Below are 13,531 nucleotides of genomic sequence, written 5' to 3'. Positions count from 1 at the left end.
CCTAAATTTATTTCCCCAAAGCTTCTGATATATGCTTTACCTGTTGCGGATGTTTAAGCTCTGAAGAGACACTTCCCTTATGTGGCACAGCAGGAGAAGCCGATCCAATAGAACAAAAGCCACTATCTCTATTAACTTTTTCAGAACTAAGGTTATCAGATGACGGTAATTGTGCGTTTACACATCGCATTAAGTTCTCTTCTGGACTCTCGAAAGATTTTGTTATCTCGCATTTCCCCGAAGGAGTATGCGTCAAATATAAATGCTGCTCCTCCCCAGGGGAGAAAGAGTTGGAGTCTAGCTTCTTCTGCAGCTCAGGAGAAAGAAATGGGCGTAGTTCCTTCCTCTCGTCACTAGTAAGAGGTTTTAGTCCACCTGACGCACCTTCATGCGTAGGAGAAGTCACCCCTGAGGGTGGATTACTTTTTGCTTTTATTCTAGTTGGGAATGAAAAAAATGGCTTAGACACAGATGATTTTTCAGTTACATGATACACAAGATCACTTTTACTTGAACACATCGTATCACGCTCTACGCTACGTCGCTTAAAAGGTGATAACTTTGCTAGTATCGGCATTCCTTTTTTACAGGACAAACCACCCCCATGTTTCTTCAGAGATTCACTCTCTTGTGACTGTGCTTCAGAACACTCATCACTACTTTCTCGATCACTTTTATCAGTAACTTGCTGTTTTTCAGGTTCCACACTAAAAATGCTCTCCTTACCTTTAACACTTGGAGAATCTGCAAAAACCCCAAGACTTGAGGACATTGAATCATTCCTTGTCGTAAGAAAAGAAGTCGATGATGGCAACCACCAAGTACTATTCCCTATTGACGTGCTTTCATTAGCACCTTTCCATGATAAACCACTAAATCCTGGTTCAGTAAATTGCATTGACGATATCCATTTATTTTCGGACGTGCCTTGTGATAAACAAGGGTTCGTTTGCTGAGTCCAAGCACTAGTCCCTGCTGATCCACTTTCAGCAGCACCTACCTCAGCAGCGCCTACATTATGCGGCAGCACCCCTCGCCTGGAAAAACACGACTGTGGCTCCTGTATCTCTTCAAAGGATGATCTTGGATCGCTACTTGAAGAATGTGCAACAGAATCCTTAGGTTTCGGAGGTGAATTACTATCATAACCACTGTCTGTATCTTTTTTCCTTTGGTTGGGCGGTGTTCTTAGTCCACTCGGTCCTGCATGTATAGGAGAATTTACTGTTGAGGAGAATCGACTCGAGCCACGTCTCTTAAAATTTTCAGGATCCACTGCAAATTCAAAACGTCTGTTTCTTTCACTATATGCAATTGGAGACTGCATAATTTCAGGAAGTAACTGAGCAATTCTTTCATTAGAGATAGCATAAATTGGGTTTTCAGAATTAGTAATATCTGGATCTGCAGTCTTGCCTCTGATATCACTTATAAGATTTTGATATTTTATATTAATTTTGTACACATCCTTATGCTTTAAAAATTCAAGCTGACCACTATATCTTTCTGTTAAAGGTACAAGGACAAAATCATTACCATTCTCTATTTTCTTTTTGTCTGTAAAAATATCATAATCATAAGCGTTAATTGATTTCCCTGTCAATTTAAAAATAAAATCGCCAAGAACATCTTTAAAATTTTCGACTTTAGAATCTTCTGTGCCTGGAGTTCTAAAATCAAATGCTACTTCCTTTTTAACATATTCTGTTACACTCTTGATTACCTTATCGCTAACGTTTTTGACGTATAACATATCATCTTTATATTCGTAAAAGTCCGAGCTCTTCAGGCCACAGTTTTCTAACCTTGAGTTAAATTCTTTAATATATGCCTGCTTAAAAAATTCAAAAGTCTCTAAATCATACTCCCTCTCAAGGTATTCATCGCTAAAAGCTATACAGTACAAATAAGGCTTACCTATTGCTCCTGTTTTAACAGTTCCTTCCATCCATTCATATGCTTCTTCCTTAGTTATCCCTACTTCTTTTTGTAGACATGCAACCACTTTCGCTCCCACAGCCCTCTCAAACTCATTAGCAAAATGAACCTTCAAGTTACGAATCACTTCATTATTTGTAGAGCCTGCAAGCTTCACTTTCACTATACCATTACCTAAATCCTCTTTATCAGGATTAGCACCTAGAACAAATGGGAAACAGTTTAAGTTATAATATCTACTTGCTACCTCAGTTCCACCAAGATAGTGCCGCTTTATTATCTCCTCTCCTATTCCTCGCAGATATTCTTTTGTATCAGTATTACTAGCAAATAAACCAACAATCTTTTTACCTTCTACAGTAAAATTAGTATTGATCTTATTACAAGTATAATTATTTAAATTAAACGCTTTAACCAGCTCTTTTATATCCATAACTACCTCTATTAAAAATTGTTAAGAAACAACACTACTTGCTTTTGCCTTTATCTTTACTACTACCGGCACTAGTAGCACTGCTACTACCCAGTTGTGTGTTAGGCTTACTGCTTTCACGTTGCCGCTCGTAGTTTTTATACTTATCAGGACCAATCCATTCTAACCTTTCACTTGGAATCCACGAACCATCAGGTTGAGGTCCTGATTTGCTTTTTTTATCATTTGGCATATTACCCTCCAGTAAAAATATTATGTAACTAATATACTAAAAATAAATTGTAGTGCAAGTACTTTTTTTATATTTTTTAGTATAAATTTTATTCACTCTTTTTTCATAAAACTTAAGTTTTCGAGATTCCGCTAACACGTAGCGGAATGACGAGCTGTCGACATCTATCTATATACCCCTGGATTCCAGTGTCACGCACTGGAATGACAAGTCATTGGCAACCCTAAGTTCCCTACGTCATACCGCGATTCATTCGCGGTATCTCAAGCATAGATTCCGCTAACACGTAGCGGAATGACGAACTGTCGACATCTATCTATATGCCCCTGGATTCCAGTGTCACGCGCTGGAATGACAAAAAGGAAGCACTGGCTCCTGGATTCCAGTGTCACGCACTGGAATGACATGGTGAGGCGTCATCCAAGTAGCTGATGCTGGTTCCATCCAAGAGGGTGTCATCCCAGTGCCCAGACACTGGGATCCAGTTTTTTTTCCATCAAAAACACTCCCTTCTAACATAAAACCATACACTTATCAAACCTAATGTACATCCTGGATTCCAGCGTCACGGGCTACCCTCCTTTGTCATCACAAATAACCCATAGGTGTCATCCAGTACTGGGATCCGGTGTTCTTTATCACATAAGTAGCTAGCACTAGCTATCTCGATAGTGTATTACCATTTCCTCTTGCTGCACGTTCATTCAATACATCAGTAACTTTTGACTTAGGATTTTCTTTAGCATCACTTGCAGAACTACGCTGAGCAGCACTAGATTTTCCATTATCAGTAGTTCCTGATGGAGCTTGCCAAGTATCAATTGGATAATCGTGTTTAATAGTGGCAGATTCTTTTCTTTGAGTGTTCCTTTCAGCAACTTTTTTTGCAAGCTTAGCGTAAGGGTCATACGTTTCCTGCTTATTAGTAGATTTGATTCCTTCCTTGTTAACACTATTAACATTACCATTTAGACGGCTTTCTGCGCAACTAGCAGACCCGCTTTTCTTCTCTTTATTATTGTTTCCTTGTTCATCAGCGGGCCGTCTAGCAGACTTGTTTTCCTTTCCATTATCAAGCTTGTTTCCTTGTCCATTAGTGGGCGGCGTGGTTCCTCTTCCATTAACACTAGTATTTGGACGCCTTTCTTCAAAATTAACATACTCGCTTGGCTTAGAATCAAGTTTTATCCCACTTGCCACAGGCTTCTTCTCTGGAACTTTCGGTGGACACACCTCTTTCTTCGGTTCCGCTTTTTCCTTTTCTTTGTCCACTTTTTCTGGTTTTTGTGAATTTTCATGAGATTTTCTTTCAAGCTCAGTAATACGCAATAGATGTTTCAAAGGATCTGACACAATTTTAAGTTCTGGCTTGCTCAGAACAACCGGCCTTACAAATCCGGGTGAAACTTCAAAAAGGGAAACTGGCACTTTAGGTTTTTCTCTTTCATCCACTTTTATTTCTTCACGAACTTCTTTATTTTCTTCCTTTAATGATGTTTTTTCTGCTTTTTTATCTTCTGCTTTAGTTGTTTCTTCTGTAGATGCCTCTACTATAGCTGCTAGCTCAACTCCAAAAATCTCTGCGAACATTGTAATAATCCATCCGGTAACGGCGAGCTGTAACTTGAGTTTCAGATCCTGCAAAAATTGTAGACGTTCGAGCACCCTTGCAAGCTCCTCTTCTGATAACTCACCACTGCCCAATTTCTCCTGCAATTCTTTTATCTCTTTGTCCAACCTCTGATTGAAACTTAAATCGCGTGCAAAAATCTTCTTGATTAACTCCTTAAGCTTCTCACGCAAAAACTTCATTATCGCAGCAATCAGGTTTTTTTCTTTCTTTTCCTTGAGCATTTGGTAGATTTTCGGATCATCTACATCTACTTCAAAGAGGTTGAAGAGAGGTTCAAAGAAACTCCAGAAATCTCCGAGTGGTTTTTCACAATCGAAGTAGCACCCGTCACCATCTTCGATATGTAGCTCTGCTTGAGATGATATTTCATCGATACAACTAGAAGCCTGACGCTCACACTCGAGCCTTCTGAGCAAATCTTGTCTGTCAAGCTTCTCTATGGCTGCTTTCAGTTCATTTAACTTCTGCTCCGCAGAGAAATCTTGCTCCCTGATTTTTCCTTGGAAGATTGAGCTACCGTTTTCGTTATTATCTGAAAAATTTTCCATTATTTTTGTCCCCTCAATAAAATTACTGTCTTTATTGTTACCTGAAAAGCTTTCCATCATTTTTACTCCCTTCATAAAACTTAATAATTTAATTCTACAGTACTAAACATTTAAGAAGTGTTAACGTAAAGATGTCAATAAAATTATTTATATTTTTACACTATGTATATTATATCATACGCCATTTAACCTTTCAATAATATTTTTTATTCTTGCTGCTTTTTCAAGCTCTAGCATGCGCTTTCCTTCTTATTAATGTTCACTTTTGCCTCTACCACCACTTTTTCTTGTAAAGTATTTGATATAAGTTTTATTATACTCTCTAGCATAACTTGTGCAACATATTGTATTCAGAGTGTATTGAACGAGCCTGAAAGGCTGATAAACGAGTATCAACAAAGACTGTCAGAAAGCAAAGATAAAGCTACGTTAGATATATCTTAGCCACTTAAGTAGGGTTGGGCCTGACCCTGAAAGCACTGGTGTTAGTTTTTCTCATCCATTGTAAATATTGTACCGTACTGTCCACCTGATCATCATAACGGGCTTCTGGGAACATTAAAATTTCGTACTCAAAGCCATACCGCTTGGTGCGGCAAAATAACCCTGCCAAATCGGAACAATTTTGAGTGAGCTTATTATTGTGTGGCACAATTTCAATAATGGGTAGATCGCTATTTGCCTTTAGCTCTTGTGTTAATTTGCTGCGAACAAGCTTGCGTAACATCAGTACGTGGAACATCCTTAATAGTCTCGATTGACTCTGTAGGTACATTACCATTTTTCTTAAAACCTTTCTCTTCTATAGCTTCCAGAACACTTTTTCCTCCCAAAAGACAGTTTTCTCCTAAACTTTTCTTCTCAGCTTTTAACTTGTTAAGCCTTTCTTCACTCTCATCATCAATTTCTACTTCTATTTTATTACTATCTTTCTCACTAGGACTTAGATAAATATTAATCTCTCCTGCCTCAGTGGTAAAAGACATTTTAATGCTACTTTCTAAGACATCTGTGTAATTTCTTTTTCCATCTTTTGTACCTTCAACTCTTACTATACTCTCCCCAACTTGAAGTATGCCGACTTTTAAATTTAAATCTTCAGCTTTGTTAAAGATTTTCACAGGTTCAATAATACTATCTTGTGAATATTTCACATAAAAACATACATTATCTATGTCTACCTCTTCTGGCTCCCCCTTTTGAGCTTGTCTATCTCTGCCTACAATACTTTCATATGCTATACTCTTTAGCTTGTCTTTAGTTTCTTTATATTTCTTAGAGAGATCATTTATATAATTAGATCCATAATTTTGTGCTAGCTCAGTATTACCGGAGAAAAATTTTTGTCTTGCTTTCCCACCTTTTAACAATAACTTGTTAGTGATGCTTTCTATGATGCCTGAAACTTTATCTTCGTTGCCGTCGTCTTGGTCGGCGATACCATCAGACTGCCTTTCACGCGCTCTGGTTTCATCGCGTGGTTTCACACGATTATTAAGAACACCTTCTATTTCTTCAAGTATTAAACTTGTTACAGTTTCTTTATCACCATTGTCATTTTCATTACCATTATTACAACTTGAATTCAACCTTATTCCTTTCTTCAAGTACTCATTTACTATTTTCTCAATACTTTCTAGAATACTTTCTTCAGATTCTTGTTTATTTTGTGCTGTTATACCTCTTATCTTCTCACAAAAATCTTTAATTAGCCCCTCTTCGCTTGTAGTTAATGGTATTTCTAGCTTCATCGAAAGTAAGTCTTCTAGAAAAAGATGATCACTTGAACTACAGCTCGAATCCTCGTCTTTCCGGTCACAATCACTCGGTTCAGTAGAAATTGTTTTATTATCGTCACCGGAGCTATACCCTGGATCATCACGAAGTGTCTGATCATCATTGTGCTTGTTAGGGTAATTACTAGAGTTATTTGTCAAATTCCCTTTATCTTTAGTAGGAACTGTTTTATTATCATCACCGGAGCCATTCCCTTCATTTTTACGAGAATCATCTGAATAATAGCCCTGATCCTTGTCTGGATCCGGATCACTTAATTTAGTACAAGTTGTTTCATCATTAGAACTACAACCTAAATCCTTCAAAGCTTGAAGGCAGTTATGTTCAGTAACATATTCAAATGGAGTCTTTCCACTTTGATCTTGCACATTTCGATCAGCTCCTGCTTTTAAAAGAAATCCTATACCGTCAGTATCGTTACGTTCAGCAACTTAATGTAACAGAGTTTTTCCATCTTGGTTTTGTACATTTGGATTAGCTCCTGCTTGTAGAAGAAACATTATACGTTGAATATAATCATTTAATATACCTCTATCGATTGCTAACCAACCTAAAATATCAGATAATCTTTTATCTAAGTAATGTGACAGAGTTTTTCCATATCGGTTTTGTGTATCTCGATTAGCTCCTGCTCCTAGAAGAAATATTATATGTTGAGCATAATTATCTAATAGACTTCTATCGATTGCTAACTCATTTAAAATGTCACGTAATTTTTCACTTGAGTAATCTGACAGAGTTTTTTCACCTTGGGTTCCTGTTGTATTTGGATCAGCTCCTGCTTGTAGAAGAAACATTATATATCGAGTATAATTGGAATTATCTAATAGATCGCTATTGCTTGCTAACTCATTTAAAATGTCACGTAATTTTTCACTTGAGTAATCTGACAGAGTTTTTTCACCTTGGGTTCCTGTTGTATTTGGATCAGCTCCTGCTCCTAGAAGAAACATTATATGTTGAATATAACCGGGATTATCTAATAGATTGATATCCTGTTCTAACTTATCTAAAATGTCACGTAATTGTTCATTTAATCCCTTGCTTGGTACCCCACCATTCATATTCTATAACCATTACTCACTAATTCTTTAGTGATTACCGTAATACATAGGTAAGTCAATAAAAAAATACACCTTTCCTTCTTCAGTTCTAAGAAATTGTCAAAAGTCTCAAAAAGATGAGTTAAAATAAAAAGAAGAATAGTGGAAGTTTAGTTGTTTACACTTTCATGCTATGCCCATAGCATCATATATTACTTAACCTTGCAATAATTTTTTTATTCTTGCTGCTTCTTCAAACTCTAAATTTTCAGCATGCTCTATCATTTGCTTTCTCAAGTCATCCTTATTAGTATTTACTTTTGGTTCTGCTATTGCCCTCTCCTGTAAGGTGTTTGATATAGGTTTTATTATAGTCTTCGGGACAATATTGTGCAATATATTATGTTCTTCTTGTTTTTTTCTTCTTCTTTCAGTCTCTCTTAATGCACGATCTAAAGAACCAGTGATTTTATCTGCATACAAAATTACTCTACCTTCAGCATTACGTGCAGCACGACCGATCGTTTGAATGAGCGATGTTTCTGATCGCAAAAATCCTTCTTTATCAGCATCTAAAATTGCAACCAAACCACACTCTGGAATATCAAGACCTTCCCTAAGCAAGTTAACACCTACTAAAACGTCAATTTCTTTAGATCTTAATTTACATATAATTTCTATTCTCTCCAGCGCACCAATATCAGAATGCAAATAACTCACTCTCATATTTAATTCACTCATATATTCAGCTAAATTTTCAGCCATTTTTTTTGTCAGTGTAGTGATTAAAACACAAAATCCCTTTCCTATTGTCACTTGTGCCTCATGAATTACATCATCAATTTGACTCTCTATTGGTTTCACAATGCAGATTGGGTCTGTAAGCCCTGTTGGACGGATAACTTGCTCTATAAATACATTATTGGTCTTTGCCAACTCATACTTTCCAGGAGTAGCTGAAATGTAAATAGTCTGCGGCCTAACTTTCTCCCATTCTTCAAATTTTAATGGACGATTATCAAAAGCGGAAGGGAGCCTGAAGCCATAGTCAATCAATTTCTTTTTACGCGCCTCATTACCACTGTACATTGCACCAATCTGAGGAACGGTGACATGACTCTCATCAACAAATAAAATTACGTCTTTTGGTAAATATTCAAACAAAGTAGGCGGTGGATCCCCAGCTTCCATTCCATAGAGATAACGCGAATAATTTTCAATACCTTTACATATTCCTGTTGTCCTCATCATTTCAATATCAAAATTAGTGCGTTGCTCGAGGCGCTTTGCTTCAACAATCTTGTTTTGCAAGTAGTAATAATCCAAGCATTCATGCAGCTCTTTTTTGATTAGCTCAACTGTCTGCAACAGAGTCTCACGTGATGTAATGTGATAGCTGTTTGGAAAAATGGTGATTGTATTTAGGCTTTTGGTAATATTACTCGTTATAGCATCAATTTCAGAAATTTCTTCTATTTCATCACCAAGCAGCGATAAACGCCAAGCTTTATTTTCATAATAGGCAGGAAATATATCGATAATATCGCCACGCACTCTGAAATATCCTCTCTCAAACCTGGTATCAGAGCGCTTGTATTGGAGATCAGCTAAGTTACTCAAGAAATCATTAACATGAATTTTATCTCCAACACTTAAAGATATAGTCATGCTGCGGTAGCTTTCAGGCGAACCAAGACCGTATATGCAAGAAACACTGGCAACTACGATCGTGTCCCCGCGCTCCAAGAGGGAGCAGACGGCAGAATAACGCAGCATGTCAATTCTGTCGTTGATTGCAGAGTCTTTTTCGATATAAGTATCAGTTTGCGGCAAATAAGCTTCGGGCTGATAGTAATCATAATAAGAAATGAAATATCCAACAGCATTATTGGGAAATAATCCTTTCATTTCCTCATAAAGTTGTGCTGCTAAGGTTTTATTGTGTGCCATGATCAGCGCAGGTCTGTTTGTCCTTGCTATAACATTTGCCATAGTGAAAGTTTTCCCAGAACCAGTAACCCCAAGTAAAATTTGGTCTCTTTTATTGCTATTTAGCCCCGCAATTAAACTATCGATTGCCTGCGGTTGATCTCCAGCGGGTTGAAAATGTGTAGTGATTTGAAATTTCATAGACTTTACTTACTATCTTTGATTCATTGCATAGTGAACACTATATTGCTTTTAAGATAAGTTGTATAGCTATAAACTTTCCGTAAAGCCATAAAACATTAACCAACAATAGACTTCTCCTAAGAAACTCACTCAACTAACTCTTCTTGTTGAACTAATATGTAGCCAAATTCGCTCGCTTTTTTGATCAAATTTTTTACAGTTCTATCTTTATAGTGTGTTTCATAGTATTCCATTCCTTTTTCTACATATTCCTGTCCGTATTTGAGCATACTATAAAATATGCATGCCATTTTTCTTGCAGTAGCTGTTATTGCTTTTGGTGCTCCTAGTCGTTTTTTCAATCTTCTGTAGTATGCACCCAACGCACTTTTACTATTTCCTACAGAATGAGCAGCTATTCGCAAAGCATTCGCAGCACGGTTAATGACTTTACGTGTTCTTGTGTTAAACACTTTTTCCCCTGTAACTTTATTAGCAGGACTGAGTCCCAACCACGACGAAAAGTGCTTTTCTGTTGGCCATTTACTATGGTTTATACCAACTTCTGAAATTATGGTTTGTATACTTAATACATCAAATCCAGGAATTTTAGTGAAATCCATACCAGTTATTCGGTGCAGTTCCTCATACAAAGCAAAGCTTGGCTTACTTTTGCTATTTTTATTCTTTTGCTTACTTAGCTGTTTGCTTTCACAAGACTTTGTTTCAAACGTTTTATAATAGGCTTCAATATTTCTATCACATTCTGCTATTTTTTCTTGATAAATATTATATAATTCAAATTCTTGCTTTAGCGTGAATAAGTGTTCCTCTCTATAGTCACCAGCTAACGCTTTTGCAATAGTAGACTGATCATTTTTCATTCGCACGTCCCTGAATTCTGCTAATTTTTCAGAATCTCTTTCGCCTTCAATTATAGCTTCAATGATTTTCATACCAGTTATCCCAGTAATATGACTAATAACCTTGTGTAATTGTATATTCATTTGAATTAATGCCTTCTGCATACGCAGAATATGTGTAGATGCACTTTCAGTGAGATTTTTGCGTTGCCGCACGTAACTGCGCAATACACACATCTGATTATCTGGCCTAAACGATCCATGAAGCAGTCCGTAGCTATGCAGTTGTTGGAGCCATTGGCAATCTTGAACGTCAGACTTCCTACCAGGTACATTCTTTACATGCCGTGCATTTTACCTCGAATTTGTATGACTCAAGTATTTGAAATAAAGGAATCCAGTATACTCCTGTTGATTCCATAGCTACTGTTGTAACTTTACACTTTTTCAACCACTGTGCTAAGTTATGAAGGTCTTCAGTAAAGCAGCCAAATTTCTGAACGCGTTGTTCATCTCTTCCTTCAGGTACACACACATAGTGTACAGCTGAACCAATGTCTATTCCTGCTGCATTAGGATTCACTATTTCTAATTTACTTTTTGCTTTTTTCATGGTAACTCCTACATATAATTTGTAATAGGGAAACGCTTCAGCTTGGAACGGTTGATAGTACAATCTCCTAACCGAGGTAGTCTAAATGACTCCATCAATGATTTGACCGTTCCTTCCAAAACCATGCTTGCATACGGGCACTTAGGCACCATTGAAAATGTCGGTCATAACTGCAGAGGCGCTCCCTGTACAACTATACTTGAAAACTACTAAAAACTTAAATTTGTGTGTTTCTTTCTGATTTGACAGATTTCGTCTGTTCGATGCTTGTATCTTGTCAAAAGCATCTAATGTTTTAAGCTTAAGCATTAGGTGGAGAAGGGAGGAACTCTGTGCTTCTTCTTAGATATAAAATCTGTAGAGGAGATAAGAATTCCCTTCTCAAAAGTATAGGCTGGACGGTATCGTAGAAAGACCTGAATGGTTCTAATTCTGTATTCACAAGACTAGCCTTACTTTTCATTTTTAATGGTAACGTATGGGGTTATATATGATCAACAACTTTTTGGGCATAGATATATCAAAAGATCGCTTTGATGTTTTTCTCTCATTTATAAGCAAAAAAGGAAAGCGTGAAACTAGAAAAAGAAGCTTTAAGAACGATGGTTTCAAAGTCTACTGAATTTTCTACACAAACATAATGTAGAAAAAGTAAAAACCTGCATGGAATCTACTGGTTGTTATAGCGAAGCACTGGCTGAATTTCTACACAATGCTGGACATTTTGTAAGTGTTGTAAATCCTTATTGCATAAAATCTTATGCAAGGAGTAAGCTGATACGACAAAAGAATGATCAGACCGATGCAGAAGTTATTGCTGATTATTGCCAAAGACAGGAACCTTCTAGTTGGACACCACCTTCTCCTGAAATGAAAAAATTAAAACATCTTTATCGTTGCTCAGTTGCGTTAAAAGATGAGTTAACATTAGTAAATAACCACTTAGAAAAAAAAGAGAGACTGCCTAAAGAAGTTGCAAATGCTTGGGAAGACCTTGCAATGAATATAGCTCAAAAAATAGAAACAATAAAAAACTCCGTACGTGAACTATTAAATCAACACAAAGAATTGTTGGAAAATTTTCAACTTCTATTGACTATTCCAGGCATAGGAGAAGAATCAGCAATAGCTATTTTAGCTGAAGTTTCTGATATAGAGGTTTTTAGAGATGCCAGGCAATTGGCAGCATATACAGGAGTTATACCACGAAATATGACGTCAGGTTCCTCTGTATATGCCAAACCCAGATTAAGTAAATCCGGTTCACAAACATTACGTAAGGCACTTTTCTTTCCTGCCATAGTAGCTAAGAATCACAATCCTATCATTATGAGCTTTTGCCAAAGATTAAAGGAAAAGGGTAAGCATAATATGGCCATCGTTGGTGCTGCAATGCGTAAGCTACTCCATATCATTTTCGGTATTCTGACATCCAAAAGTGCTTTTGATCCTAACCATATCAAAAACTACAGGGCTAGGAGGTTGACTGAAGGTTTAGTACTTTAAAATCAAAAATGCTTCCTATCATCTATCTTATGTAAAGTGGTATCTTACACAAATTTATTGAATGTTGTTGGTTAGTGGATATGTTGATAAGTAAACTTCATCTGTTTTGTGCGTATAAAACTAATTTACTTATCAACATATCCACTAACTATAATCTGTGTACTGTTACACAATTGGAAGTATTTTTTGATTTTATGATGCAACTTGGGAAATTTTTATAATTTTTTTGTTGACTAACAAGACGGTATCTCCTGTCATCCCAGTGCTCTTTTTTTGTCATCCGAGTAGTCCCTTTTTTGTCATCCCAGTGTCAAGCACTGGGATGACAGCAGTCCTACGTCATACCGCGATTCATTCGCGGTATCTCTTAACATAGATCCCGCTAACAAGCAGCGGGATGACACCTCTCTTGGGCTCTTTTAGCTACAAACATTAAGAAATTTACCAAACGAAAAAAAAGGCAAAAGAAGCCCTAGTCATTGTCTATTTTCAGTATTTGGCGTTTTTTAAGTCTTAAACACTGCAATTTAGCTGCTTTTAATTGCAACTAACCTACGCTGCAAATGTTTAAGAAATTTACTAAGCAGAAAAAAAGGCAAAAGAAACCCCGTGTTAGCTAGTTGTCACTCTCTAATCCTGCAAATTGGCGTACTATACTGTCTTAAACGACTTATAAGCGCGTTTCAGCTTATATAGGTAAAAACCCAGAAATGTTGTGAAGACATAAGGTGCACATAGTGCAAAAAATTAAAAATAAGACGCCAACTACGTTGTTTTCTTGCTGTTTAATCTGCACAGATGAAGATAACTGAA

7 protein-coding genes and 2 pseudogenes are annotated in these 13,531 nt (G+C 36.8%); 1 reads left to right on the top strand and 8 read right to left on the bottom strand.

The window, feature by feature from the left end:
* Positions 1-7 precede the first annotated feature (7 nt).
* From ABWU38_RS03860 to ABWU38_RS03820, 8 genes and pseudogenes are all read right to left on the bottom strand, one after another.
* On the bottom strand, positions 8-2,371 hold the full coding sequence (locus tag ABWU38_RS03860) for a hypothetical protein (protein ID WP_353272499.1): 2,364 nt from the start codon (positions 2,369-2,371) through the stop codon (positions 8-10).
* Between the two features lie 34 nt (positions 2,372-2,405).
* Positions 2,406-2,603 (bottom strand): hypothetical protein, encoded by a 198-nt coding sequence (locus tag ABWU38_RS03855; RefSeq protein WP_253309710.1) that lies wholly within the window; start codon positions 2,601-2,603, stop codon positions 2,406-2,408.
* Between the two features lie 339 nt (positions 2,604-2,942).
* Entirely contained in the window at positions 2,943-3,122 is a 180-nt protein-coding gene (locus ABWU38_RS03850; RefSeq protein ID WP_264687821.1) for a hypothetical protein, read from the bottom strand.
* Positions 3,123-3,263: 141 nt separating this feature from the next.
* Complete coding sequence (locus ABWU38_RS03845) at positions 3,264-4,844, bottom strand: hypothetical protein (RefSeq protein WP_353272498.1); 1,581 nt, start codon at positions 4,842-4,844, stop codon at positions 3,264-3,266.
* A gap of 614 nt (positions 4,845-5,458) precedes the next feature.
* Entirely contained in the window at positions 5,459-6,949 is a 1,491-nt protein-coding gene (locus tag ABWU38_RS03835; RefSeq protein ID WP_353272497.1) for a hypothetical protein, read from the bottom strand.
* 63 nt (positions 6,950-7,012) lie between these two features.
* Positions 7,013-7,645 (bottom strand): hypothetical protein, encoded by a 633-nt coding sequence (locus tag ABWU38_RS03830; RefSeq protein ID WP_353272496.1) that lies wholly within the window; start codon positions 7,643-7,645, stop codon positions 7,013-7,015.
* A gap of 195 nt (positions 7,646-7,840) precedes the next feature.
* Positions 7,841-9,754, bottom strand: coding sequence for an excinuclease ABC subunit UvrB (gene uvrB, locus ABWU38_RS03825; protein WP_353272495.1), 1,914 nt, complete (start codon positions 9,752-9,754; stop codon positions 7,841-7,843).
* A 128-nt stretch (positions 9,755-9,882) separates the two neighbouring features.
* Positions 9,883-11,212 (bottom strand): annotated as a pseudogene (locus tag ABWU38_RS03820) (IS110 family transposase).
* A 490-nt stretch (positions 11,213-11,702) separates the two neighbouring features.
* On the opposite strand from ABWU38_RS03820, the pseudogene ABWU38_RS03815 reads away from it, so the two are divergent.
* Positions 11,703-12,718 (top strand): annotated as a pseudogene (locus ABWU38_RS03815) (IS110 family transposase).
* Positions 12,719-13,531: the final 813 nt, after the last annotated feature.

The organism is Wolbachia endosymbiont (group A) of Urophora cardui, from assembly GCF_964028435.1.
In the GTDB taxonomy this organism is placed as follows: domain Bacteria; phylum Pseudomonadota; class Alphaproteobacteria; order Rickettsiales; family Anaplasmataceae; genus Wolbachia.
The sequence above is the reverse complement of the archived record's forward strand: the minus strand, read 5'-3'. Positions and strand labels throughout refer to the sequence as shown.